General features: G+C 72.2%; 15 protein-coding genes, 1 tRNA gene, 3 pseudogenes and 1 riboswitch. Of the genes and pseudogenes, 9 read left to right on the plus strand and 10 right to left on the minus strand.

Features of this window, described 5'->3' with window-relative positions; translation table 11 throughout:
* Positions 1-16 precede the first annotated feature (16 nt).
* The 3 genes and pseudogenes from DK419_RS10190 to DK419_RS10200 all read right to left on the minus strand — a co-directional run bounded on the left by DK419_RS10190 (position 17) and on the right by DK419_RS10200 (position 6,532).
* Complete coding sequence (locus DK419_RS10190; protein WP_109958983.1) at positions 17-2,305, minus strand: putative bifunctional diguanylate cyclase/phosphodiesterase; 2,289 nt, start codon at positions 2,303-2,305, stop codon at positions 17-19.
* A 650-nt stretch (positions 2,306-2,955) separates the two neighbouring features.
* Positions 2,956-4,380 carry a PepSY domain-containing protein gene (locus tag DK419_RS10195; RefSeq protein ID WP_245442892.1) on the minus strand — a complete coding sequence of 475 codons (1,425 nt, stop codon included), beginning with the start codon at positions 4,378-4,380 and terminating at the stop codon, positions 2,956-2,958.
* 14 nt (positions 4,381-4,394) lie between these two features.
* Positions 4,395-6,532 (minus strand): annotated as a pseudogene (locus DK419_RS10200) (TonB-dependent receptor).
* A 264-nt stretch (positions 6,533-6,796) separates the two neighbouring features.
* Positions 6,797-6,997, minus strand: a riboswitch (cobalamin riboswitch).
* A gap of 239 nt (positions 6,998-7,236) precedes the next feature.
* Here DK419_RS10200 and DK419_RS10205 point away from each other — a divergent pair.
* The 3 genes from DK419_RS10205 to DK419_RS10215 all read left to right on the plus strand — a co-directional run bounded on the left by DK419_RS10205 (position 7,237) and on the right by DK419_RS10215 (position 9,851).
* Positions 7,237-8,442: an ABC transporter substrate-binding protein gene (locus DK419_RS10205; RefSeq protein ID WP_109958985.1), complete on the plus strand. Its 1,206-nt coding sequence runs from the start codon at positions 7,237-7,239 to the stop codon at positions 8,440-8,442.
* Positions 8,443-8,507: 65 nt separating this feature from the next.
* Positions 8,508-9,335, plus strand: a complete 828-nt coding sequence (locus tag DK419_RS10210) for an aldo/keto reductase (RefSeq protein WP_109958986.1) — start codon at positions 8,508-8,510, stop codon at positions 9,333-9,335.
* A gap of 72 nt (positions 9,336-9,407) precedes the next feature.
* Complete coding sequence (locus tag DK419_RS10215) at positions 9,408-9,851, plus strand: acyl-CoA thioesterase (RefSeq protein ID WP_109958987.1); 444 nt, start codon at positions 9,408-9,410, stop codon at positions 9,849-9,851.
* Between the two features lie 19 nt (positions 9,852-9,870).
* Here the strand turns inward: DK419_RS10215 and otnK are convergent, their stop codons facing one another.
* The 3 genes and pseudogenes from otnK to ltnD all read right to left on the minus strand — a co-directional run bounded on the left by otnK (position 9,871) and on the right by ltnD (position 13,083).
* Positions 9,871-11,139, minus strand: coding sequence for a 3-oxo-tetronate kinase (gene otnK / locus DK419_RS10220; protein WP_109958988.1), 1,269 nt, complete (start codon positions 11,137-11,139; stop codon positions 9,871-9,873).
* Positions 11,136-11,917 (minus strand): annotated as a pseudogene (otnI, locus tag DK419_RS10225) (2-oxo-tetronate isomerase). Before otnI ends, otnK begins: the two are co-directional and overlap by 4 nt.
* A gap of 254 nt (positions 11,918-12,171) precedes the next feature.
* Positions 12,172-13,083 (minus strand): L-threonate dehydrogenase, encoded by a 912-nt coding sequence (ltnD, locus tag DK419_RS10230; RefSeq protein ID WP_109958989.1) that lies wholly within the window; start codon positions 13,081-13,083, stop codon positions 12,172-12,174.
* 194 nt (positions 13,084-13,277) lie between these two features.
* On the opposite strand from ltnD, the gene DK419_RS10235 reads away from it, so the two are divergent.
* Genes DK419_RS10235 through DK419_RS10245 form a run of 3 tightly spaced genes read left to right on the plus strand, consistent with a single transcriptional unit; the run spans position 13,278 to position 15,517 of the window.
* Positions 13,278-14,339 (plus strand): LacI family DNA-binding transcriptional regulator, encoded by a 1,062-nt coding sequence (locus tag DK419_RS10235; RefSeq protein ID WP_109958990.1) that lies wholly within the window; start codon positions 13,278-13,280, stop codon positions 14,337-14,339.
* A 14-nt stretch (positions 14,340-14,353) separates the two neighbouring features.
* Positions 14,354-15,016, plus strand: coding sequence for a 3-oxo-tetronate 4-phosphate decarboxylase (gene otnC / locus DK419_RS10240; RefSeq protein ID WP_109962227.1), 663 nt, complete (start codon positions 14,354-14,356; stop codon positions 15,014-15,016).
* 33 nt (positions 15,017-15,049) lie between these two features.
* The gene (locus DK419_RS10245; protein ID WP_109958991.1) at positions 15,050-15,517 is read left to right on the plus strand and encodes a hypothetical protein; all 468 of its coding nucleotides are present in this window, start codon (positions 15,050-15,052) and stop codon (positions 15,515-15,517) included.
* Positions 15,518-15,549: 32 nt separating this feature from the next.
* Here DK419_RS10245 and DK419_RS10250 read toward each other — a convergent pair.
* Positions 15,550-15,625 (minus strand) — tRNA-Glu (locus DK419_RS10250).
* A 103-nt stretch (positions 15,626-15,728) separates the two neighbouring features.
* On the opposite strand from DK419_RS10250, the gene DK419_RS10255 reads away from it, so the two are divergent.
* Both DK419_RS10255 and rpoH read left to right on the plus strand, forming a co-directional pair.
* Positions 15,729-16,718 carry an RluA family pseudouridine synthase gene (locus tag DK419_RS10255; protein ID WP_245442893.1) on the plus strand — a complete coding sequence of 330 codons (990 nt, stop codon included), beginning with the start codon at positions 15,729-15,731 and terminating at the stop codon, positions 16,716-16,718.
* A gap of 249 nt (positions 16,719-16,967) precedes the next feature.
* Positions 16,968-17,858 carry an RNA polymerase sigma factor RpoH gene (gene rpoH, locus DK419_RS10260; RefSeq protein ID WP_048447606.1) on the plus strand — a complete coding sequence of 297 codons (891 nt, stop codon included), beginning with the start codon at positions 16,968-16,970 and terminating at the stop codon, positions 17,856-17,858.
* Between the two features lie 30 nt (positions 17,859-17,888).
* On the opposite strand, the gene DK419_RS10265 is transcribed toward rpoH, so the two are convergent.
* Positions 17,889-18,821 (minus strand): AEC family transporter, encoded by a 933-nt coding sequence (locus DK419_RS10265; protein WP_109958993.1) that lies wholly within the window; start codon positions 18,819-18,821, stop codon positions 17,889-17,891.
* Between the two features lie 541 nt (positions 18,822-19,362).
* Here DK419_RS10265 and DK419_RS10270 point away from each other — a divergent pair.
* A pseudogene (locus DK419_RS10270) lies at positions 19,363-21,049 on the plus strand (methyl-accepting chemotaxis protein).
* Between the two features lie 53 nt (positions 21,050-21,102).
* Here DK419_RS10270 and DK419_RS10275 read toward each other — a convergent pair.
* Both DK419_RS10275 and DK419_RS10280 read right to left on the minus strand, forming a co-directional pair.
* Positions 21,103-24,084 carry a PAS domain-containing hybrid sensor histidine kinase/response regulator gene (locus DK419_RS10275; RefSeq protein ID WP_245442894.1) on the minus strand — a complete coding sequence of 994 codons (2,982 nt, stop codon included), beginning with the start codon at positions 24,082-24,084 and terminating at the stop codon, positions 21,103-21,105.
* 354 nt (positions 24,085-24,438) lie between these two features.
* Positions 24,439-25,761, minus strand: a complete 1,323-nt coding sequence (locus DK419_RS10280) for a histidine kinase (RefSeq protein WP_109958994.1) — start codon at positions 25,759-25,761, stop codon at positions 24,439-24,441.
* Positions 25,762-25,768: the final 7 nt, after the last annotated feature.

The following is a 25,768-nucleotide window of genomic DNA, read 5'->3' on the forward strand; positions in this document are numbered from 1 at the left end:
GGCCGGTCCCCGGCGGTCACGCCGCCAGGGTCTTGGCCCGCCGGTCCTCGGCACACCAGCGGCCGATGAGCGCCCGGGCCTCCTCGGCCGGCACCGGGCGGCTGAACAGGTAGCCCTGGACCTCGTCGCAGCCGAGGAGCGCCAGCACCCGGTGCTGGTCGGCGGTCTCGATTCCCTCGGCGGTGGTGCGCATGCCGAGCACCCGGGCGATGTCGATGACGGCGCGGACGATCGCGGTGTTCTGCGCGCCCGAGCCGAGCCCGGTGACGAAGCTGCGGTCGACCTTGATGCGGTCGAACGGGAAGCTCCTCAGGTAGTTGAGCGAGGAGTAGCCGGTGCCGAAATCGTCCATCGCGACCTGCAGGCCGAGCGCCTTGAGGTCGCGCAGGATCGCCAGCGTCGCCTCGCCGCTGTCGAGCAGCATCTGCTCGGTGATCTCGAGCTCGAGGCGGTGGGCCGGCAGGCCGGTCCGCTCCAGCACCCCGCGCACCATCCCGACGAGGTCGGGGCCCGAGAACTGCACCGGCGACAGGTTGACGGCGATCTTCAGCTGTCCCGGCCACGTCGCGGCCTGGCGGCAGGCCTCGGTCAGCGACCACTCGCCGATGGGGTGGATCAGGCCGCATTCCTCGGCGATCGAGATGAACAGCGAGGGCGGCACGTTGCCCCTGACCGGGTGGCGCCAGCGCGCCAGCGCCTCGAACCCGGCGATCTCGCCGGTCTTGAGGTCGACGGAGGGCTGGTAGTGCAGCTCGAGCTCGCCCCGCTCGATCGCCCGGCGCAGGTCGCCCTCGAGCTGGCGACGCTCCGCCAGCCCCTCGCTCATCTGCCGGTCGTAGAACCGGAAGGTGCCGCGCTTGCCCGCCTTGACGGCGTAGAGCGCGAGGTCGGCGGCGATCAGGAGGTCGTCGGCGGTTCCGCCGTCCCGCGGCCCCACCGCGATGCCGACGCTGACGCTGGAGCGGATCTGGTGGCTGCCGATCTCGAAGGGCGGCAGCACCGCCTCGGCGATGCGGCCGGCCAGCGCCTCGAGGGCGGCCCGGTCGCCGGCGCGGGGCACCAGCAGGGCGAACTCGTCGCCGCCGAGGCGCGCCAGCAGCTGGCCGGGCGCGAGCACGGCGGCGAGCCGGTCGCCCACCGCCTGCAGCAGGTGGTCGCCGACCTTGTGGCCGAGGGTGTCGTTAACGAGCTTGAAGCGGTCGAGGTCGAGGAACATCACCGCGTAGGCGGCGTCCGGCACCGCCCGCGCCGCCTCTACGGTCGCCTCGAGCGAGGCGCGGAACACCCGGCGGTTCGGCAGGTCGGTCAGGGGATCCTGCGAGGCCAGCCGCGCGACTCGGGCCTCGGCCTCGGAGCGCTTGGCCTCGATGCGCAGCAGCTTCTCGACCGCGATCCCGACGAGGAGAGTCAGCAGCGCCGCCACCACGGCGTCGATCCGCAGGGTGGAGCGCGAATCCTTGTAGATCTCGGCCTCCGGCACGCTGACGCTCACCCAGAGGGGATGCTCGCGCACCTTGCGGATCGTCACCAGCCGGGTCTCGGCCCCGTCGGGCATCTCGAGGGTGAAGGTGCCGGAACGGCCCGAGCGGATCTTCTGGTAGGTCTCGGTCCGGCCGAGATCGGCGCCGACCCCGAAGCCGCCGCCGACGCCGCCGCTCGAGCGCACCACCCCGTCGCTGCCGATGAGCGAGATCGAGGCCGGGGTGCCGAGGTCGATCTTGTCGTAGAACTTGGTCAGGTGGCTCGGGTTGAGCGAGGCCACCACCACGCCGCCGAAGCCCCCGTCCGGCCCGCGGAAGCGGCGGCTGATCTGCACCGAGACCCGCCCGCTCGCCCGCCCGATCACCGGGCGGCTGATGTAGAGGATGTCCTCGGGGCTCTCGATGTGGACGCGGAAATGGTCGCGGTCGCTGAGGTCGGTCGCCGGCGGCGGCTGAGGCCCGGCATTGGTCGCCCGCATCACCCCGTCCGGCCCGATGATCGCCACCTGCACGATGATCTCGCTCAGGAGATCGGTCGTGTTGACGATCGTTCCGTAATCCTCCCGGCCGGCGCGGTTCTCGATGCTGCGCCGCATGTACAGCAGCGACTTGTCGATCTCGCCGATCGACCGCAGGACGTTCTCCTCGAACACCATCGCGAAATTGTGCGTGGTGCGCTCGGAATCGTGGAGAGCGTCGCGCATGTCGGATTCGTGCTTGACCGCGACGCCGACCCACAGGAGCGCCACCACGATCAGGCCGAGGATCACCGGCCCGCGGCGCTCCGCCAGGAATCTCGGAAATTGCTTGAGGTACAGCGCCATCCCGGCTCGTCCAGCAGCTTTCGGTCACTAGAGTATGGAGCGCGAAAGTTATCGTTGTCTGAATGCCGACGTCCCATTGCGACGGATTCGCATGCCGTCACAGTGGCATAGCTTTGCCAGATCAGGGGTTCGACTGGCATGTTGCTTGATCGATCAGGTTGTGTCCTGATTGTATAGCCTGGTCCAGAGGTAGGCCTGTGAGCCTGGGAAGCGCCTTCCGGTCGTCAAGTCTTCCGAACACCGAAGCCGACGAAAGTCGATACACCCGAACGCAACCGATGGTAGTGGAAACTGCAGGGCCGTCGTCGCGGCCGTGGGTCGAACCCGCACCGCGGCGGGTCGTCACGTCTACGACTCATCCCGCGAGCCCAGTCGATCGTGCTCAACTCGATCATCGATCCGGCTTTCCACGCTCGACGATCCGGCGATCGGCCGCCGGGCATCCTGCCGCCGTCTTCGCGGCCGGTCGACCGGGAAACGACGACGTACTTGGTGAACTACGAGACGCTGGTGCACCCGAGAGAAGCGTCAGCGATGGTATTCGGCGAAGATGGCACGCTGAAAATCTCGCGCCCGTTGCCGGCCGTCCGGTTTCCAACATTTGTCGGGAGGCGCGGCCTCGGACCGATCGGCCGCGAAACCTGGCGCCATCAGGCGCGGCGGCGGCGTAACCGGCGCCAGCCGAGGACCACGCCGCTGCCCGAGACCACCAGGCCGAGGGCGCTGAGGACGCCGATCAGGCCGAGGCGCAAGGGCGGATGCTGCGCCAGCGGTCCCGCATCGAGGGTATGGAGGGCGTCGAACAGCCAGCGATTGGCCCGCCCGCTGCGATCGGTCCGGTCGAGGATCGCGCCGGTGGCGGGATCGAGGTGGAACCAGGTCGCGGCGGGATCGTCGAAGGCGAGGCGCAGCACCGGCAGGAGCGGGGCGCCGTGCCGATCGTACCAGTAGGAATCCGGGGCCTCGATCCGGGTCGCCGAGCGGAGCGCGGCGGCGGGCAGCATCGCCCGACCGGCCGCGACGACCGCCTCGGGCGCGAGCGCGGTGCCGCAGCACGGAGCGACGCGCCCGGGAGCCGCCGCGGTGACGAGCGGCCGGCCGCCGATCCAGGCGAAGTCGAGGGCGACGCTTCCCGCGGGCGCCCGCGCGAGCGCGGCGAGGCCGAGCGGAAACAGGGGGGCCGCCTGCCCGGCATAGGCCGCCCGCATGGCGGCGTCCGGCACGCGCGGCCCGAACCAGCCGCGCGGGTTCATCGACAGCCAGCCGCTGAGCACGAAGGTGACGACGGCGAGGCCCCCGGCCAGGCCCGCGAGGTGGTGCCAGGCGGCCCACCCGCGATGGGGCGTGAGGCGGTCGCGCATCAGCCGGACGAAGCCGAGCCCGTAGCCGCTGACCGCGCCGGCGAGCGCGATGCCGGAGACCCACAGCACCACGTCCTGCCACAGCCCCGCCCGCGCCCGCAGCGGCGTGAGGTAGATCCAGTGGGTCACGGCGCCGACCCAGTTCCACACCCGCTCGGCCCGGGTGGTGTCGAGGACGAGCTCGCCCGTGGCGACCGAGAGATAGAGCTCGGTGCCGGCGGGATCGCCGAGTGCCACGCGCCGGAACGGCCGCGCGGGATCGAAGCGCGCCGTCACGGTCCACTGGTCGCGGGTCACCGGTCCGAGATCGGCCACGGACCGGGCCGCCGGGTGAGTGGCGGCGAGCGCTTCCGCGCCCGCGGGGGTCAGGGGCGGGAAGGGCGCGCCGGTCTCCGCCGAGACGGCCCGGCGCGTCCCCTCGGCGCCGGTCATCCAGTAGGCGGGCTCGGAGCCCCGCATCGCCAGGGTGAGGCGGGCGGGGAAGCGCGCGAGGCCGGCCCGCTCCATCGCCTCCTGGGGCGTCAGCCGCACCGCGTCGAGGGCGAGCGGCGGCCGGGCCGCGATCCGCTCGGCCTCGGTGAGCGCCGGGAAGCCGACGCACAGCATCACCAGCCCGGAGACGAACCAGGCGGCGAAGACGAGGCCGGTGGCGATGCCGAGCCAGCGGTGGCCGAGATGCAGCCACCGCTTCAGCCGCTTGACCGCGCGTCTCACGGGCGAGGCCGGCATCAGAACGTGACGTGGTAGGCGAGCTCGACCGAGCGCGGGCGGCCGAGCAGCCAGGAATTGCTGTTGCCCGAGATCGCGTAGAGCTGGTCGGTGAGGTTGTAGCCGCGCAGCGACAGGCGCGAGGTCGGGGTCACCTGCCAGTCCAGGGTGGCGTTGAGCAGCGTGTAGGCCGGGCGCCGGAACGTGTTGGCGAAGTCGCTGAAGACCGGCCCGACGTCGTTGACGCCGAGCCGCGCCACCCAGCCCGGGGCGAAGGCAAAGCTGAGCCAGACGTTGGTGACGCGCTGGGGCACGTCGACCGGGACCCTGCCGGCGAACGAGACCAGGCCCGCATCCGTATTCTGCGAGAACGCGTCGTAGCGGGCCCGCAGCAGGGCGGTGTTGGCCTCGATGCGCCAGGCCTCCGACAGCTGGTAGGCGAAGGCGACCTCGACGCCGCGGGACGACTGGCTGCCGACCTGCGCGACCTCGGTCGGCCGGTCGAGGATCGGGGTCAGCAGGTTGTCCTTGCGGATGTGGTAGGCCGCGACCGTCCACTCGCCGCGCCCGCCGTCGAACAGGCCCTTGGCGCCGACCTCGACCTGGCTTCCCGTGGCGAGCTGGAACTGCGCCTGCGACACGCTGGTGGTGATCAGGCTGCCCAGCGGATCGGCGGCGGTGGCGTATTGCGCGTAGAGGGCGAGGTCGGGCGTCGGGGTGTAGACGGCGGCGACGCGAGTGCTCACCGAATCGAAGGTCTTCTCGAAGGCCGTTCCCGCGAGCGGCCGGCTCACCGCCACGGTCGGCGCGTCGTAGCGAACGCCCGTCACCAGGGCGAGCTGGGGCGACAGCTCCAGCCGGTCCTCGGCGAAGACCGAGGCCTGGCGGGTGCGCGAGACGATGTCGGTGCGGGTGCCCGCGAGGTTGATGAAGCGGCCTTGCGCGAAGGTGTACGGATCGACGAAGCTCTCGCCGCCGAACGGGGAATTGCTGTCGCGCCGGAAATCGATGTGGTTGACGTCGAAGCCGACCACCACCGAATTCCTGAACCCGAACAGGCTGCCGCGGAAGGTCGCGTCGAAGCGGTTGCCGATCTGCTCCTGGTGGTGGCGGATCTCGATGTAGTCGTCGCGCCGGATCAGGCCGGTGGCGGGCTGGTAGGTGTATTGCTCGACGTCGCGCCAGTGCCGCTCGGTCGAGAGGCGGTAGGCGGTGTTGCGGATCGTGATGTCGGGAGTGGGGCTCCACTCGGTCCGCAGCTGCGTCCAGTTGTCGAACCAGGCGATCTGCGAATCCCGGATGTTGTAGTTGGTGAAGCGCAGCCGGTCGGGCACCCGGCTGCCGACGAGGGGCGACCCCCAGTAGCGCGTCGGCTCGTTGTAGCCGAGGTCGTGGGAGAGCGTGACGCTGAGATCCGGGGTCGCCCGCCACGTCGCCGCGGCCGACAGCGCGATGTTGCGGAAGTCGCCGTCGGGCTTCACCCAGCCGTCCGCCCGGTTGCCGCTGAGGTTGATCCGGTAGGCCAGGTCCTCGCCGACCGGGCCGCCGGTATCGAGGGCGAGCCGCGCCACGCCGTCCGAGCCGATCGCCGCCCGGGCCTCGCCGACGGGGATGAAGACCGGCTTCTTCGGCACCACGTTGATGATGCCGCCGATCGCGCCCTCGCCGTAGAGCACCGAGGCCGGGCCGCGCAGGACCTCGATCCGCTCCGCCGACCAGGTGTCGAACGGGAACGTCACCGTGCCCGCCCCGACGTAGAGCCGCGTGCCGTCGTAGAGCTGCTGCACCGAGCCGGCGCCGGCGAAGCCCCGCGCCGTGAAGGCGAGGTTGCCGTTGCCCGGCGCCGCGATGCTGGTGATGCCCACGGCGTTCTGGGTCACCGCGTCGTCGACGGTGTTCTGGCCCCGGGCCCGGATGGTCTCGCCGCTGATGATGTCGAGGCTCGCCGGGGTCTCGAGCGGGGTGAGGCCGAGCCGGGACCCGGAGCGCGACGGCGTCGCGAGGTTGAGGCGGGGGCGGCGGCCTCACGGCTGCGGGTGCCCGCGACCTCGATGGCGTCGAGGGGCAGATCCTCCGCCGCGCCGGGCTTTGCGGCGAGCAGCGGGGCGGCGAGGGCGACGGCGAAGGTGGCGTGACGGGGGGCGCGGCGCGCGGGCATGATGGTTTCCGGAGCAGGCTGTCGCTCCGTCCCTAGCCGCTTCCATCGCATATGTAACGTTATAAAGTTACATATGTGCCCTCCGGGTCGACGCGCGCGGGGTCGGCCGCGCGCGAGGCGCACCGGATCGGCGGGTCGGAGGAGGGCGGCGGGCGGCATGGCGGGACGGCGCGAGGCTGTGGCACGTCACCGCGAACGAAAGCGGGGCGGAGGCCTACGCGCCCGCCTCGACACCCATCAGGACACCCCGCCCGACGTGCTCGCGTGTGACCACGGCTGACGGCAGGTCTCCTGGCTCACGGGTCGTCGCCTGCCATCGTCTTCCCAGGGACTTGTGACGGTCCCCAGTGACGTACGTGATGGAAGGCTCGCCGCTCACAGTTGCGGGGGCAGCCGCGGCATCGGGCGAGCCCTCACCGCGTTCCCTTTTGATCCCCGAAGGGAACCGTCGAGTCAGAGCTTAGCCGTTCGGTAACGAAGGAGCAATGGTGACGCCCATGGTCGCCCGCCCGTTTCTCGCGCCCGTGACCCTCCCCCCGCAGAGGGGGAAGGTTTCCGGCGTGGCTCGCACCGCACCCCAGCTTTCTCAACCACGCCGCGCGATCCGCATCGACGCCGCCCCGGACCCCTGACATACAAGACCGCGAGCCGGCCCGGCTGGGCCGCGTCTAAGATCTGACAAAGATTCCCTGGGAGGTTTCCTGATGCCGTTCCGCTGTTGGGCCGCCGGCCTCGCCCTGTCGCTGCTCGCAGGCACGTCCGTCTTCGCGCAGGACGCCAAGGCGCCGATCAAGATCGGGGTGCTCAGCGACATGAGCGGGCCCTTCGCCGACCAGGCCGGCACCGGCTCGGTCACCGCGGCGCAGCTCGCCGTCGAGGACTTCGCCAAGGAGGCCGGCGAGCTCAAGGTCGAGGTCGTCTCGGCCGACCACCAGAACAAGCCCGATATCGGGCTCGCCACCGCCCGCCGCTGGCTCGACCAGGACGGCGTCTCGACCATCGTCGACCTGCCGAACTCGGCGGTGGCGCTGGCGGTGTCGAACCTGATGCGCGAGCGGCACCGGGTGGCGCTGGCCTCGAGCGCGCTCACCTCCGACCTCACCGGCAAGGCCTGCGCGCCGACCACCGTGCAGTGGGTCTCGGATACCTGGGCGCAGGGTTCGGCCACCGCGCGGGCCATCGCCGGCCGCGGCGGCAAGTCGTGGTACTTCGTCACCGTCGACTACGCGCTCGGCCACGCGCTCGAGCGCGACGCCACCGTGGCCCTCAAGGCCGCGGGCGGCACCGTGAAGGGCTCGAGCAAGCACCCGCTCAATGCCGGCGACTTCGCCTCGCCGCTGCTCTCGGCGCAAGGGTCGGGCGCCCAGGTGCTGGCCCTCGCCGATACCGGCGCCGACATGATCAATGCCGTCAAACAGGCGGCGGAGTTCGGGGTGATGCCCGAGATGCGGCTCGCCGCCCTGTTCGTGCAGCTCTCCGACACCCACGCCCTCGGCCTCAAGGCGGCGCAGGGGCTGCAGCTCGCCTCCGCCTTCTACTGGGACCGCACCGACGGCACCCGCGCCTTCGCCAAGCGCTTCGCCGAGCGAATGAACGGCCGGATGCCGACCGAGAACCACGCCGGCGTCTATTCCTCGACGCTGGCCTACCTGCGGGCGGTGCGCGACACCGGCACGATCGAGGGCGAGAAGGTCGTCGCGGCGATGCGCGAGAAGCCGATCAACGATTCCCTGTTCGGCACCGTGACGGTGCGCCAGGACGGCCGCGCGGTGCACGACCTGTTCCTGTACGAGGTGAAGGCCCCGGCCGACAGCAAGGGCCCCTACGACTACTACAAGCTCCTCGACACCGTGCCGGGCGACCAGGCGTTCCGGCCGATGGCCGAGGGCGGCTGCCCGCTGGTGAAGTAGGGCGGCGGCTCGACATCGGCGGGGCCTGCTCCAGATCGGGTGTCGTTCCTTGCGAGGCCCTACCCATGTCCGACGCGTTCCTGACACTCAACGACGGGAAGCGCATCCCGCAGCTCGGCTTCGGGGTGTGGCGGCTCGAGAACGAGGAGGCCCCGGCGATCGTCGGGGCCGCCTTCGAGGCCGGCTACCGGCTGATCGACACCGCGGCGATGTACGGCAACGAGGCCGGGATCGGCCGCGCCGTCGCCGCCTCCGGCCTGCCGCGCGACGAGATCTTCGTCGCCACCAAGGTCTGGAACGACCGCCACGGCTACGACGAGACCCTGCGGGCCTGCGAGGAATCGCTGGCGCGCCTCGGCCTCGACCACGTCGACCTCTACCTCGTGCACTGGCCGGTGCCGCAAAACGGCGCGTACGTCGACACCTGGCGCGCCCTGATGCGCCTGCGCGAGGACGGCCGCGCCCGCTCGATCGGCGTGTGCAACTTCACGGTCGAGCACCTGAAGCGCGTCATCGACGCCACCGGCTCGACGCCGTCGGTCAACCAGGTCGAGCTGCATCCGCGCTTCCAGCAGAGCGCCCTGCGCCGGTTCCACCAGGAGGCCGGCATCGTCACCGAGGCCTGGGCGCCGCTCGGCCGCGGCGGCCTGCTCGACGATCCCGCGATCGTGGCCATCGCCGAGAAGCACGGCCGCACCCCGGCGCAGGTCGTGCTGCGCTGGCACCTCGATCTCGGCAACGTGGCGATCCCGAAATCGGCGAACCCGGCCCGCATCCGCGAGAACCGCGAGGTCGCAGGCTTCACCCTCGATGCCGACGACCGCGCCCGCATCGAGGCCCTCGACGATCCGGCGGGGCGGATGGGGCCGGATCCGGACACGTTCGGCGCCTGAGCGGCGCTTGATCGGCGGTGCCGGCGCCGCTTACGCTTCCGGTCCCGCCGATCCCTTTTCGAGAGACAGACCTTGAGCGGCCGCACGCCCCCCGAGACCCGCGCCGCCTACCGGCGCTTCGTGCCGATCACCACGCGCTGGGCCGACAACGACGTCTACGGCCACGTCAACAACGTGGTCTACTACGCCTTCTTCGACACCGCGGTGAACAGCGTGCTGATCGCCGAGGGCGCCCTCGACATTGCGAACAGCCCGGTGATCGGCCTCGTGGTCGAGACCGGCTGCCGCTACTTCCGCTCGATGGCGTTTCCCGACCGGGTCACCGCCGGGATCCGCGTCGCGCATCGCGGCACGTCGAGCGTGCGCTACGAGGTCGGGCTGTTTCGCAACGACGACGAGGACGCCGCGGCGCAAGGCCACTTCGTCCACGTCTACGTCGACCGGGCGACGCAGCGCCCGGTGCCGCTGCCCGACGACCTTCGCCGAGTGCTGGAGCCGCTCGCGGTCGGCGGGTGAGCGCGTCGCGGCGAGGGCGCTACGGCATCAGCCGCAGCGCGTCGGCGAAGAAGTCCGGCCCGCCGAAATTGCCCGACTTCAGCGCCAGCCACATGTCCCGGTCGGTGGTGCGCAGGACCGGCACGCCGGCGGCGATCTCGGGGCCGACGCGGAAGGCCGGCAGCCCGAGGCGGTCGACCACGGCGCCGGAGGTCTCGCCGCCGGCCACCACCAGCCGGCGCACCCCGTGGGCGACGAGCCCTTCGGCGATCCGCGCCATCGCGGCCTCGATGGCGTGGCCGGCGGCGTCGCGGCCGTAGCGGGCCTGCACCGCGGCCACGTCCTCCGGGCCGGCGCTGCTGGCGATCAGCACCGGGCCGTCGCCGATCCGCTCACCCGCCCAGGCGAGCGCCGCACCGGCCTCGTCCTCGCCGGAGAGGAGCCGCGCGGGGTCGAGGCGGCGCACCGGCATGACGGCCTCGGCCTTCGCGATCTGGCCGAGCGTCGCCTGCGAGCAACTGCCGGCGAGGCAGGCCGCCGGGCCGCCGATGGCGGGGCCGAGGTCGCCTTGCGCCGCCGCCGGGGCGACGCGGCCCGCCGCCACCAGCGCCCGGGCGAGCCCGAGCCCGAGGCCCGAGGCGCCGGTCGAGACTTTCCGGGTGAGCGCGGCAGCGCCCAGCACCGCGAGGTCGCGGTCGAGCACCGCGTCGGCGATGGCCGCGCCCGTGCCGCCTTCCGCGAGCGCGTCGAGCCGCGCGCTCACGGCCTCGGCGCCGCCCGCCACCGTCGCGAGGTCGACGAGACCGACCGGCGCGCGGCTCTGGCGCGCCAGCACCCGCACGAGGTTCGAATCCCGCATCGGGTTGAGCGGGTGGTCCTTGAGCGGGCTCTCGTGGAGCGGCACCGCGCCGACGAACAGGTGGCCGAGATAGACCGTGCGCGCCGTCTCCGGGAAGGCCGGGGTGACCAGCGCGATCGCCTCGCCGGCATCGGCGCGCAGCGCGTCGGTGACCGGGCCGATATTGCCGGCATCGGTCGAATCGAAGGTCGAGCAGACCTTGAACAGCAAGTGGCCGGCGCCGCGGGCGTTCAGCCACGCGGCGGCCTCGCGCGAGCGCGCCACCGCCTCCTCGGCGGGGATCGACCGGCTCTTGAGCGACACCACGACGGCGTCGACCTCCGGCAGCGCGAGATCGGCGGCCGGCACCCCGATGGTCTGGACCGTGCGCAGGCCCGCCTTGGTCAGGGTGTTGGCGAGGTCGGAGGCCCCCGTGTAGTCGTCGGCGATGCAGCCCAGCGCCAGGGTCATGCCCGTGCTCCCTTGTACGGCTGGAACCAGCCGAGCCCCTCGCGCGTGCCGGCCCGCGGGTTGTACTCGCAGCCGATGAAGCCGTCGTAGCCGAGGCGGTCGAGCTCGGCGAACAGGAACGCGTCGTTCATCTCGCCGCTGCCGGGCTCGTGGCGCTCCGGCACGCTCGCGGTCTGGACGTGGCCGACGATCGGCATCAGCGCCCGCAGCCGCATCGTCACGTCGCCGTGCAGGATCTGGCAGTGGTAGAGGTCGAATTGCAGCTTCAGGTTCGGCCGGCCGAGGTCCCGGATCAGGTCGGCGGCGTAGGCGAAATCGTCGAGGAAGTAGCCCGGCATGTTGCGGCCGTTGATCGGCTCGAGCACGAGGTCGAGGCCTTCCCTCCCCAGCCGCTCCGCCGTCCAGGCGACGGCGCGGCGGTAGGAATCCCGCGCCGTCGCATCGCTCCGGTCGGCCATGCCGGCCATCAGGTGCAGGCGCTTCACCCCCGTCGCGCGGGCGTAGGCCAGCGCCGTCTCGACGCCCCCCTTCAGCTCCTCGAAGCGCTCGGGCAGGGACGCGAGGCCGCGTTCGCCGGCCGCCCAGTCGCCGGGGGCAGGTTGAACAGGGCCTGGGTCAGGCCGTGCGCCTTCAGCCGCTCGCCGATCGCCTCGGGCGGGTGATCGTAGGGGAACAGGAACTCCACCGCCTCGAACCCGGCCTCGGCGGCCTGCGCGAAGCGGTCGAGGAACGGGACTTCGGTGAACATCAGGGTCAGGTTCGCGGCAAAGCGCGGCATGAGGATCCTCCCTTGATCAATGCCGGCGCCCTTGACGGGCGCGACGTCTCCAGAAGCGGTTCAGCTGCTCTCCGGCCCCCTCCCATCCGCGACCTCATCCTGAGGTGTCGGTCGATCATGGATCGACTGGCCTCGAAGGAGGGCTCCGGCAGTCTCCGAGATCCCTGGAGCCCTCCTTCGAGGCCCACTGACGTGGGCACCTCAGGATGGGGTTGCGGGTGGGATGGGACCGATAGTGTCCCGATCGACCGGCGTCAGCCCGTCCCGCTCGGCAGGGCGGTGCCGGTCACCTGCGCGTAGATCCGCGCCACCGACGCGTCGTCGTCGCGGCCCATGCCGGCGCCGGCGGCCATCAGGAACATCTGGAGCGCGGCGGCCGCCACCGGGACCGGGAACTTCTGGCTCCGCGCCATGTCCTGCACGATGCCGAGATCCTTCACGAAGATGTCGACGGCGCTGCGCGGGGCGTAGTCGCCGTCGAGCACGTGCGGCATCCGGTTCTCGAACATCCAGGAATTGCCGGCGGAGGCCGTGATCACCTCGTAGACCTTGCGGAGATCGAGGCCCTGGCGGGCCGCGAAGGTCATCGCCTCGCTCGCCGCGGCGATGTGCACGCCGGCGAGGAGCTGGTTGATCATCTTGAACGCCGCGCCCTGGCCGGCGGCGTCGCCGAGCTCGTAGAGCTTGGCCGCCATGGCGTCGAGGGCGGGCCGCGCCCGCGCGAAGGCCGCGGCGCTGCCGGAGGCCAGGATCGTGAGCTCGCCCTGCGCCGCGCGCTGGGCGCCGCCGCTGATCGGGGCGTCGAGGTAGTGCCGGCCGGTGGCCTCGAGCCGGCCGGCGAGCCGGCGGGCGACCTCCGGATCCATGGTGGCGCAGGAGACGAACACCGCGCCTGCCGGCATCGCCGCGGCGATGCCCTCGGATCCGAAAAGCACCGCCTCGGTCTGGGCCGCGTTGACGACGACGCAGACCACGATGTCCGCATCGGCGGCGGCCTGCGCCGGGCTCGCGGCGCCGCGTCCGCCCTCGGCGGCGAAGCGCGCGACGTTGTCGGGGGCGACGTCGCTGCCGGCGACGTCGAGGCCGGCCCGGCGCAGGGCCTGCGCCATCCCGTATCCCATCGAGCCGAGTCCGATCACCGCGACGCGGGCGGGGGTGTCGCTCATGCCGTTTCCTCCTGCGGGGCGCGTGCGCGGCCCGCCGCTGCGCGATCTGACGCCGCGCCGTCGTCCCCGGCTCTAGCACCGATTTGGCAGCGCTGCCAATCCGGACCATGGGTCCGTTGAGCCGGCCGGAGAACCGTGACATCGTGGCCGTCCCGAGCGCCGGTGACAAGGTGCCGGGTGGGAGGGGACGGCGAATGGACGACGGCGGCAACGAGGCCTTCGCGATCCGGGACGAGAGCCTGCGGGACGAGGCCTTTCGCGACGGCGCCGGCCGGCGCCCGATCACGCTCGCGGACGTCGCCCGCGAGGCGCGGGTCGGCGAGAGCACGGTGTCGCGGGTCCTGCGCAGCCACGGCTCGTTCTCGGAGAAGACCCGGGCCCGGGTCGAGGCGGCGGTGGCGCGCCTCGGCTACGTGCCGAACCGCATCGCCGGCACGCTCGCCTCGACCGGCTCGCGGCTGATCGGCATCGTCATCCCGTCGCTCACCAACATCGTCTTCCCGGACCTGCTGCGGGGCGCGACCGCGGCGCTCGATCAGGAGGGCTTCCAGTCGGTCATCGCCGTCACCGACTACGACCAGGACCGCGAGGAGGCGGTGGTCGGCTCTCTCCTGAGCTGGCGCCCGGCCGGGCTGATCGTCACCGGGCTCGAGCACAACCCGGGCACGCGGCGCCGGCTGCTCTCCAGCGGCGTGCGGGTGGCCGAGCTCCTCGACATCGACGGGCCGGGGCTCGACATCGTGGTCGGCTATTCCAACCGCGCCGCCGGCGAGGCGAGCGCCCGCCACCTCGCGGGCCGCGGCTACCGCCGCATCGGCTATGTCGGCCACGACCTCTCGAAGGACCGGCGCGCCGCCAAGCGCTACGCGGGCTTCCGCGAGGGGCTGGCCCAGGCCGGGCTCGCGCTCGCCGGGGAGGAGCGGGTGGCGAGCCCGTCCTCGGTCGAGGCCGGCCGCGAGGGGCTGGAGACCCTGCTCGCCCGGGTGCCGGACCTCGACGCGGCCTATTTCTCGAACGACGACATGGCGCTCGGCGGCTACTTCCACTGCCTCGCCCGCGGCGTCGCGGTGCCGGGCCGGCTCGCCCTGTTCGGCTATAACGGCCTCGATGTCGGCCGGCTGATGCCGCAGCCGCTCGCCACCATCCGCACCCCGCGGGTCGAGGCGGGCGCGACGGCGGCCCGGCTCCTCTGCACCGGGGCTCCGGCGACGGTGGTGGATCTCGGCTTCGAGCTGATTGAGGGAGCGACGGCGTGACGGACGTATCGACGATGAGCGAAACCTCCTTGCGCGAGGCGATCTGCCGCTTCGGGCGCTCGCTGTTCGAGCGCGGCCTGACGCCGGGCTCGTCCGGCAACATCTCGCTCAGGCTCGACGACGGCGGCTGGCTGGTGACGCCGACCAACGCCTCGCTCGGCTTCCTCGACCCGGCCCGGATCTCGCGCCTCGACCGCCAGGGGCGGCTCCTGTCGGGCGACAAGCCCACCAAGGAGATCCCGCTCCACGGCGCCCTCTACGACAGCCGGGCCTCGGCGAGGGCGATCGTCCATCTCCACTCGACCCACGCCGTCGCGGTCTCGATGCTGCCGGAGATCGACCCCCGTGCGGTGCTGCCGCCGCTGACCCCCTACAGCCTGATGCGGGCCGGCGCGGTGGCGCTGGTGCCGTATTACCGCCCCGGCGACCCGGCGGTGGCGGACGCGATCCGGGGGCTCGCCGGGCAATACTCCTCGGTGCTGCTCGCCAATCACGGGCCGGTGGTCGCCGGCGACGATCTGGAGGCGGCCGTCTTCGCCACCGAGGAACTGGAGGAGACCGCCAAGCTCTACCTGCTCCTGCGCAACCTCAACCCGCGCCACCTCACCCCGGCGCAGGTGCAGGACCTGGTGAGCCATTTCGGGCTGAGCCTGCCGGAGCACGGGCACGGGCATTGATCGTCCGCCGGGTCAGAACGAGGAGCCACTCCGATGATCGACGACGGTCACGCCTGGGAGCCCACCGACGAGACGCTCGTCGCGTCCCTCTCGGGCGGACGGGCCCTGATCGACTGGTTCGGGTGCTGCCCGAGTTTCCACGACGCCATCCTGGAACGCGTCGCCATCGCGGATGGTGACGCATCGCTCGCGCTCAGGGCGTTCCGGATGACGGATCAAACCGACGAGAACGGTTGCTTCATCCTCGATCGGCATGCGGACGTGATCATCCAGATGCGGTGCGTGACCGGGCTGCGCCTGACGGGCGACGCGGTGTCCATCATCTCGGCGCTGACGGTCCGGCGCCTCCCCGCGACTCCGGACCGGTCCGAATGGCCGACCTGTGACGGGCCGGCCGCGGGCGACATCGAGGTCGCGTTCGGCACCTCGATCGGCCTGACCGGATCGGTCTACGCGAAGACTGTCGAGTTCGAGCTTACACCTGCCGAAGAACCAGCGTAGCGCGCAGTAAGCTCGAAGAAACCTCCGGCCGGTGGCGCTCCCAAGGGGACTCGAACCCCTGTTTTCGCCGTGAGAGGGCGACGTCCTAGACCGCTAGACGATGGGAGCTGTCCCGGCGGGATGGCGGCGGTATAGCCATGGGCCTGGACGGGCACAAGCCCGAAATCGTATCCCGGCACCGTTTTCGAGTGATGCGGCGGGAGCGGTGGGTTTGAGCGAGGCAGAGGTGCGGGAGGGCGTGATCCCGGAAGGGGAGGGGAGCGAGCGGCTCGACCGGGCGCTGGCGCGGCTGTGGCCGGACCTGTCGCGCAGCCGCCTGCAGGCGCTGATCCGCGAGGGCCGGGTGACCCTGGAGGGGGCGCCCGCGGGCGATGCCTCCGCCAAGGTCGCGGGCGGCCAGCGCGTCGCCGTGGCGGTGCCGGCGCCGCGCCCGGCCGAGCCGGAGCCGGAGGCCCGCGACCTCGCCGTCGTCTACGAGGACGACGACCTGATCGTGATCGACAAGCCAGCGGGGCTCGTCGTGCATCCGGGCGCGGGCAACGACAGCGGCACGCTCGTCAACGCGCTCCTCGCCCATTGCGGCGCGAGCCTGTCGGGCATCGGCGGCGTCGCGCGGCCGGGCATCGTCCACCGCCTCGACAAGGACACGACCGGCCTGATGGTGGTGGCCAAGACCGACCTCGCCCATCAGGACCTCTCGGCGCAGTTCGCCGATCACGGCCGCACCGGGCCGCTGGAGCGGGCCTATCTCGCCCTGGTCTGGGGCGTGCCGGAGCCGGCCCAAGGGACGATCGACGCGGCGCTCGCCCGCTCGGAGCGCAACCGCGAGAAGATCGCGGTGGTGCGCGAGGGCCGCGGCCGCCACGCGATCACCCACTACCGCACCGAGGGTGTTCTCGGGCATCAGGAGCCGGTCGGGCTCGTGCGCTGCCGGCTCGAGACCGGGCGCACGCACCAGATCCGCGTGCACCTGGCGCATCGCGGCCATCCGCTGCTCGGGGACGCGGTCTACGGCGCGGCGTTCCGCACCAAGGCGAACCGCTTGGGTGCGGAGGAGCGCGCGGCGCTCGACGCCCTCGGCCGCCAGGCGCTGCACGCGGCGCTCCTCGGTTTTCGCCACCCCCGGACCGGCGAGGCGCTCCGGTTCGAGAGCCCGCCGCCGCCCGACATGGCCCGGCTGATCGCGGCACTGACGTCCTGAACGGGACGAAGAACCCTCCCCCGGACGTCTCATGGAAGGGGGGGGCGGTCCGCGCTCACCCTGCGTCAGTGCGGCACCGCACGCGGCAAACGGCCACGGCAGCACAAACCGGCGCTTCACGCGTTAGTCGCGACACCCGTCGCTACCGGGCCGGACCGCTCTCTGCTATGGTGGCAGATCGAACGGCCGGCCAACGGGAGGTCGTTCGCGCTCGCCCAGTCTTCGAAGGGGAGCTTCTAGGAGGTTGGAATGGCTGCTGCACTTCCCGTGCTCGCCAACGAAGGGGGCCTGTCGCGCTACCTCGACGAGATCCGCCGGTTCCCGATGCTGGAGCCGACGGAGGAATACATGCTCGCCAAGAGCTGGCGCGAGCATGGCGATCGCGACGCCGCCCACAAGCTCGTGACCTCCCACCTGCGCCTCGTGGCCAAGATCGCCATGGGCTATCGCGGCTACGGCCTGCCGATCGGCGAGGTGGTGTCCGAGGGAAATGTCGGCCTGATGCAGGCCGTCAAGCGCTTCGATCCCGACAAGGGCTTCCGCCTCGCCACCTATGCGATGTGGTGGATCAAGGCGGCGATTCAAGAATACATCCTGCGCTCGTGGTCGCTCGTGAAGATGGGCACGACCGCGAACCAGAAGAAGCTGTTCTTCAACCTGCGCAAGGCCAAGGGCCGCATCTCCGCCCTCGACGAGGGCGACCTGCGCCCCGACCAGGTCAAGCAGATCGCCACCCGGCTGGGCGTGCCCGAGCAGGACGTGATCGACATGAACCGCCGCCTCGGCGGCGACGCGTCGCTCAACGCCCCCTTGCGCGAGGAGGGCGAGGGCGAGTGGCAGGACTGGCTCGTCGACGACAGCCCGACCCAGGAGACCGTGCTCGCCCGCGAGGAGGAGGGGCAGAACCGCCTCGCCGCCCTCAAGGACGCGCTCGGCGTGCTCAACCCGCGCGAGCGCCGGATCTTCGAGGCCCGGCGGCTGGCCGACGACCCGATCACGCTGGAAGACCTCTCCAGCGAGTTCGGCGTCTCCCGCGAGCGGGTGCGGCAGATCGAGGTGCGGGCCTTCGAGAAGGTGCAGGACGCGGTCAAGCGCAACCTCGCTACCCGCGAGGCGCCGCGGGCCGGGGTGCCGGCCTGACGGGCCGGTGCCGGGCCGCGGCGCCCGGCGCTACCCGATTGGCATCCAGGCCGAGAGGCCGATCAGCACCAGCGGCATCACCGCGAGCGCCAGCACGGTCTGCATCGCCGTGATGCCGGCCATGAGCGGCGCGTCGCCGCCGAGCTGGCGCGCCAGGATGTAGGCCGAGGAGGCGGTGGGCAGGACCTGGAACAGCAGGGCCGTGGTGAGCGCCGGCCCGTTCAGGCCGAGGAGCGAGGCGACCGCCAGGGTCGCCGCCGGCATCGCCAGAAACTTCATCGCCGATGCCGACGCGACCGGCCGCAGCCAGGCCCGCGCGCCTCCGAACTCGAGCGCCGCGCCGACGCAGAGGAGGCCGATCGGCAGCGAGGCCGCGCCGAGCGTGCGCAGGGCGGGCTCCAGGCCCGGCGGCAGGCCCCAGCCGAGGAGCTGGACCGCCATCCCGGCGAGCGAGGACACGATCAGCGGGTTGGTGGCGAGCTGCCGGACGATGCCGCGGGCCGTCAGCCGCGCCGCGCCGTGGCGGGCGAAGACGAGCACGCACAGGATGTTGACCGTCGGCACGATCGCCGCGTTGCAGATCGCCGCGAGCGCGATGCCCTTCTGGCCGAACAGGCCGGCGGCGAGCGTGACGCCGACGTAGTTGTTGAAGCGCACGCTGCCCTGGAACACCGAGGTGAAGGCCGGCCCGTCGACCCGGAGCAGCGGCCGCACCGCCAGGACGAGGGCCGCCACGGCGAGGGTCGAGAGGATCAGGGTCAGGGCGAGCGCGCCGACCGGCACCGCCTCGACCCGCGCGGTGGCGAGGCCGTGGAAGAACAGGCTCGGCAAGAGCACGAAGTAGCCCAGCCGCTCCGCCTGCGGCCAGAAGCTCTCGGCGAGGAAGCGGCGGCGGCGCAGGGCGAAGCCGAGGGCGGTGAGGAGGACGACCGGCAGGAGGGCCAGCAGGACGGCGCCGGTCATGGGGCGGGGGTCAAGGCGAGGCTGCCTTCGGAGGGAGGGGCGATCGGGCGACGCGGCATCGCCGGCCGGATCCGGGAAGGGATGACGGCCCAGCTTAAGCCGTCGGCCCGGACCCTCCCACCCGCTTCGGAGGAGGGCGGCCATGCGTGCGGGGCTCCGACCGCGCAGTCGGCATTGTCGAGCGATGGGGTTCCCGGTCCGAGCATGTCGCCCGGGGGGCACGGCGTCGGCCCCCGGCGTGAGCGCCGAGGGGTCGCTTGGCGTACGGGCACCCCGTGCGGCGGGTTTCGCCCGCGCCGGTCGCGGGCATCGTTCGCGCGAGGCCGGCTCGATCCAGCCGGCGCTCCGCGCGATCGCCTCTGCTCGATTGTAAAATGAAGTTGTAGTCGTGAAGACCGAGATCCGTGGCGCAGGGCGAGAGGCGACGTTCCATAATACGCATTGGAGTATCTATGGTGCCCGCATCTTCGTTTTATACTCGATAAATTAATTAGATGTTAAGCAGGCTATTTTACCTTGCGTGAGCTGAAGGGATAGATTCATGCTGCGCCTGTCGAACCTCAAGATCCTGCACAAGATCTCCAGCATCATCGTTCTGATCGGCCTGATCGTCGGGGGTTGCATCTGGTACGCGCAGGCGCGCATGTCGACGATCGACGAGGCCTATAGCCTCTTCATGGTGCAGGAAGCCCGCGCCGTCGCGACGGCGCGCCGTACGAACCGCTACGCGTTCGAGCTCAACTACTGGGTCTACCGCATCATCGCCGAGACCGAGAACGATCAGGTGCTCGCGGCGGATGCGGGGTTCGCGGCGGCCATGCCCAAGATCGGGAGGACGCTCGAGGACCTGCGAGGGCAAGCGCCCACCTTCACGGCCCGCATCGACGCGCAGATCGTCCGGGTCGACCGCTTCGTCGAGAACGTCAAGGAGGTTCGCCGCCTCGGCCTCGCCAACCACAACGCCGAGGCCATCGCCCTCGTGCACCGCACCATCGATCCGACCTTCAACGCCATGGTCGAGGAAGGCAACGCGCTCGCCGACGACATCCGCGCCTACATGGAGAAGAACTCGACAAGCCTCACCGACCAGACCACAGCCACCCGCCGCAGCCTGATCGGCCTCGGCGCCATGGGCATTCTGGCCGGGCTCCTCGCGGCGACCGTGATCGCGGTCTCGGGCATCACGCGCCCGCTCGGCCGCCTCGTCGCGGTGCTGCAGCGCATGGCCGCCGGCGAGACGGCGGCCGAGATCCGGGAGGCGCGGCGACGAGATCGGCGCCGTCGGCCGGGCGGTCGAGGGCATCAAGGCCATGGTGGCGCAGAAGGCTGCCGAGCAGGCCGAGATCCGGCGCATCGCCGACGAGGCCGCCGCCCACGCGCGCAGGCGCACGATGATGGAGCTCGCCGACGGGTTCGAGCGCGCCGTGGGCGGCATCGTCGGCATCGTCTCGTCCTCGGCCACCGAGCTTCAGGCGACCGCCCGGCAGATGACCGCGACGGCGGCCGAGACCGCGTCGCAATCGACCGCGGTCGCGGCGGCGGCGGAGGAGGCGGCCGCCAATGTCGGCACGGTGGCCGCCGCCGCCGAGGAGCTGGGTGCGGCGGTGCAGGAGATCGGCCGGCAGGTCGCCGGCTCGTCCGGCCTCGCCCAGTCCGCCGTCGCCGAGGCCGACCAGACCTCGCGGCTCGTGCAGGAACTCGTCCAGGCCGCCGAGCAGATCGGGGCCATGGTCGGGATGATCTCCACCATCGCCGGCCAGACCAACCTGCTCGCGCTGAACGCCACGATCGAGGCGGCCCGGGCCGGAGCCGCCGGCCGCGGCTTCGCCGTCGTGGCGGCCGAGGTGAAGGATCTCGCCGCGCAGACGGCCCGGGCGACCGAGGAGATCGGCCAGCGCATCGGCCAGGTGCAGGGCGTGACCGGCCAGGCCGTCGGCGCCATCGGGGCCATCGCCGGGCGGATCCGGGAGATCAACGGCGTCGCGGCCTCCATCGCATCGGCGGTGGAGCAGCAGGGCGCGGCGACGCAGGAGATCGTCCGCAACGTGGCGCAGGCCGCGAGCGGCACCTCCGAGGTGACCGGCAACATCGCGGGCGTGGCGCGGGCCTCCGAGGACACGGGCGCGGCCGCGCATCAGGTTCTCGCCTCGGCCTCGGAGCTGTCGCGCCAGTCCGAGCACCTCTCGGCGGAGGTCCACCGCTTCCTCGCCACCGTCCGGGCCGCGTGAACGGCACGCGCGGGTTTCGGAGGCTCACGGGCTGGAGAGCCTCCGAACGGCCCTCACGCCCCGATCAGATCGCGGATGCGGGCCGCCAGCATGTCCACCGCGAAGGGCTTCGTCAGCACCGCCATCCCCGGCTCGAGCTGGCCGTTGCTCAGGAGGGCGTTCTCGGCGAAGCCGGTGATGAACAGGACCTTGAGATCGGGGCGGGTCACCCGCGCCGCGTCCGCCATCTGGCGGCCGTTCAGGCCGCCGGGCAGGCCGACATCGGTGATCAGGAGGTCGATCCGGGCGTCGGATTGCAGGATATTCAGGCCGGCGCCGCCATCCGTCGCCTCGACGGCCGCGTAGCCGAGGTCGCCCAGGACGTCCGCGACCAGCATGCGCACGGTCGGCTCGTCGTCCACGACCAGCACGGTCTCGCCGGCCGCCGCGACGGGGTGCAGGCGGTTCTCCGCCGGGGTCTCGTCGGCCTCCGCCCGGCCGCGATGGCGCGGCAGGTAGATGCTGACGGTCGTGCCCTCGCCCTCCTCGGAGTGGATGCGCACCTGCCCGCCGGATTGCTTGGCGAAGCCGTAGATCATCGAGAGGCCGAGGCCCGTGCCCTGGCCGAGCGGCTTCGTCGTGAAGAACGGGTCGAACGCCTTGGCGATCACCTCCGGGGGCATCCCGGTGCCGGTGTCGGAGACCGCGAGCGACAGGTACTCGCCCTCCGGCATGTCCTGCCGCCGCGCCGCCTGGCCGTCGATCCGGCGGTTGCCGGTCTCGATCGTGATGCGGCCGCCGTCGGGCATCGCGTCGCGGGCGTTGATGCACAGGTTCAGCAGCGCGTTCTCGAGCTGCGAGGGGTCGACGAGGGCCGGCCACAGGTCGGGCAGGAAGACGGTATCGATCCGGACGCTCGGCCCGACCGTGCGCTGGATCAGCTCGATCATGCCGCCCACCAGCGCGTTGACGTCGGTGGCCTTGGGATCGAGCGTCTGGCGGCGCGAGAAGGCGAGCAGGCGGTGGGTCAGCGCCGCCGCCCGCCGCGTCGCCCCTTGCGCCGCGACCATGTACTTCTCGACGTCCTGGAGGCGGCCCTGGCCGATGCGGGCGTTCATCAGCTCGAGCGAGCCCGAGATGCCGGCGAGCAGGTTGTTGAAGTCGTGGGCGAGGCCACCGGTGAGCTGGCCCACCGCCTCCATCTTCTGCGACTGGCGCAGCTGCTCCTCCGCCTGCATCAGATCGGCGGTCCGCTCCGTCACGCGCTGCTCCAGGGTGCCGTTCAGCGCGCGCAGCTGGGCGAGGGCGCGGTCGCGCTCCTGCTCGACGCTGCGGCGCTCCTCGACGTCGAGGAGGACGCCGGGGAAGCTCAGCGGCGCCCCGTCCGGGCCGCGATCGACGCGGCCGTTGGCCTCGATCCAGTAATAGTGCCCGTCCGCGCGGCGCACTCGGTACTGGTGGGCGTAGGCGCCGCCCCGCGCGATCACCTCGTCGATCGCCGCGGCGAGCCCGGCCTGGTCGTCGGGATGGACGGTCGCGACGATCTGGGCGAGCGGGATGCCGTCCCGGCCCAGCGCCGGGTCGAGGCCGAAGGCCCCGGCGAAGCCCTCGTCGACGGTGAACCGGTCGCCGGGGATGTCCCAGTGCCAGGTGCCGATGATCGCGCCGGCGGCGAGGGCGAGCTGCACCCGCTCCACGTTCTCGCGGGCGACCGCCTCGCTGGCGCGCAGGCGCTCCTCGGCGCTGCGCCGCGCGGTCACGTCGTTGAAGATGATGGCGATCTGCCGGTCGTCGGGCTCGCCGACCGGGACGGCCCGGACGTCGAACCAGCGCTTGAACGCCTCGGCATAGTTCTCGAAGTTCGTCGGCTCCCGGGTCTTGGCGACGCGCCCGTAGGTCTCGAACCAGAACCGCTCCAGGTCCGGGGCGAACTCGGTCACCCACTTGCCGCGCAGGTTGACGCCGGCCTCGCGCTCGAAGGCCGGGTTGGCCTCGAGGAAGCGGTAATCCACCGGCCGGTCGTCGGCGTCGAACTTGACCTCGACGATGGCGAAGGCCGCCTCGATCGTGTCGAGGATCGTCCGGAAGCGCTCCTCGCTCGCCCGCAGGGCGGTCTCCGCCGTGCGCAACCCGGTCATGTCGAGCATGGCGCCGATCATGCGCACGGCCCGGCCGCCGGCGTCCCGGATCACGTGGCCCCGGTCGAGCACCTCCGCGTAGGAGCCGTCCGCGCGGCGGAAGCGGTACTCGTCGGCCCAGGCCGCCTCGGCGCCGTCGATCACCGCGTGGATGGAGTGGTCGATGCGGGCCCTGTCGTCGGGGTGGATCTGGGCGATCCACCAGTCGCCGGTCGGCTCCACGCGGTCGAGGGCGTGCCCGTAGGCCCGGGTCAGCGCCTCGTTCCAGAGCACGCCGTTGGTGGTCAGGTCCCAGTCCCAGATCGCGTCGTTGGTCGCCCGGGCGGCGAGCCGGTAACGGGCCTCGGTCTCCTTGAGGGCGATGCCGGCCAGGTGCTCGCTGGTGCGGTCGCGCATGATCTTCACGAAGCCGGCATGCGCGCCCGCCTCGCCGCGCAGCGGCATCAGCTCGCCCGAGGCCCAGAACCGCCGGCCGCCCTCGCGCATGTGCCAGCGCTCGTCGGACGCGCGCCCCTCGCGCAGCGCCTGCCGCATCTCCCGGGCGGGGCGGTCCTCCGCCCGGTCCTCGGGCGTGAACAGACGCTCGGCGCTCCGGCCGCGCATCTCCGCGGCGGTCCAGCCCATCACGTGCTCCGCACCGGGATTCCAGTCGGTGATGATGCCGGCGGGATCGGTGACGATCATCGCGACGTCGACCGCGCTGTCGAAGATCGCCCGCTGGCGCGCCTCGCTGCGGGCCAGGGCCGCCCGGCTGGCCTCGAGGGCCGCCGCCAGATCCTGCGGAGCGTCGGACGCCTCGACCGCCCGGGGCCCGGGCTGCGCGGCGTCCGACGCCGCATCGATCCCGGCCGCCTCCAGGACCCCGCGCAGGCGCACGACTTCCGCTTCGAGCGCGTCGCGCGAAAGGGTTCTCAGCACGTCCCCGGACACTGGTCAGCCTTTCCTCAGGGGCACGCTTCTACCTGCAACCTCCAGCACGCACAATCAGATCGGACGAGCCCGGTATCCGGCGAAGTCGCTACCGCTTCGCCGGAACGGGCCGCAACATCACTCGTTTGGGGCCGGTTTCGATCGCCGCGCGATCGGCGGCCGTGCCGGATCGGACACAGGTCGCGCCACGGGTTCGCGGGGCGGGGCGGCACCCCCGCGGGCGGTCCGCGGCGTCTCGCCTCCCGGGTACGACGCGGGCCATCCGGCCTCCCGGACGCCCATCAACGCCGGCAGGCGGCCCTGTCGCGACCGGACCCGCCGGGCGTCAGCCCCGCGCCGTCCTCACGGCTGCCACTGCTCGAACGCTTCGCGCAGCACCTTCTCCCCGGCATTGCCCTTCTCGAAGGTCAGGATGGCCCGGTTGCCGTTGGCGTAGCGGATCGGCAGGTCGATCCAGTTGCGCTTGAGCAGGAGGTCGGTGTTGCGCTCGATGTCGGCCTTGAGGTTCGAGAGGCCGATCAGGAACAGGTTGTCGCGCACCGGGACCGGCAGGCCGGAGACCGGCGAGCCGCGGCCGGTCTCGTCGTCCTTGAACTGGATCAGGCCGACGTCGCGTACCGTGCGGTTCGGATCGGTCGAGGTGAAGGTGAGCTCGAGGATGTGCGAGGCCGGCAGCGTCGCGTCGGTGTTGCGGCGCAGGACCATGGCGAGGCTCAGGCCCGCATCGGGCACGTCGACGGTCGCCCGCACCACGGTCTGGAGCGGCTGGCCCTGGCCGGCATTGATCGCGTCGAGGCGCCAGACCACCCGGGCCTGCGTCGCCTTCGGGGCCGACCCTTGCGGGCCGTTCTCCTCGTAGAGCGTGCCGCGCTGGGCGACCGCGATGTCGGGCGTCGGCGAGGGACGGGCCGCGCCGCCCTGGGGTGCGGCGGCGGGCGCGGGCGCCGGGGCGGGGGCCTGCGGCGCCCGCTCGCCCCCGACCCGGTCGGCGAATTTCGAATCCTGGTTCTCGGCCGGCCGGTTGGGGCCGTTCTCGGCAAAGCCCGTCGGCAGGGCGGCCGGGTTGTCGCGCAGGGACCAGGCGGTGACCGCGATGGCGCCGACCACCGCCGCCAGGACCGCCGCCACGATGCCGTTGCGCACGAGGCGCGAGCGGTCGCGCTTTGGCGCCACCACGTCGAGGCGCGGGCGCTGCGGGGCGGCGAGGCCGGAATCCGGGTTCGCCGGCTCCTCGGCGGGCTCCGGGTTGCGCGGCCGGACCGGCGGCAGCTTCAGCTCGACCGGGGGACCGGCCTCGGGCAGGGCGTCGGCGTGGTGCGGGGCCGGCGCCTCGGGAGGCGACGGCTCGGGCAGGACGGCGACGGCGCGAGGCGGCGCCGGCGGCTCCTCCGGCGGCGTCTCCGGGACCGTGGGCGGCTCGGGCGGCTGCGGTGGTGCGGGTTCCGGCTCGGGCAACCCGCCATGCTCGATCTCGAGCCGGGCGATCGCCCGGTCGAGGGAGACGCGCTCCGCCTCGATGTCGGCTTCCGACAGGGGCGGGTCGAGGGAGCGGAGCTGGCCGATCAGCGCCGCGCGGGCGCGCTCGTAGACCGTGTGCCGCAGGTCGGGCGAGCGGTCGGGCAGGGCCTCGAGGGCGCGGGCGAGCAGGGGATAGTAATCGGCCATGGTCGCC

This window comes from Methylobacterium terrae, assembly GCF_003173755.1.
GTDB classification, from domain to species: Bacteria; Pseudomonadota; Alphaproteobacteria; order Rhizobiales; family Beijerinckiaceae; genus Methylobacterium; species Methylobacterium terrae.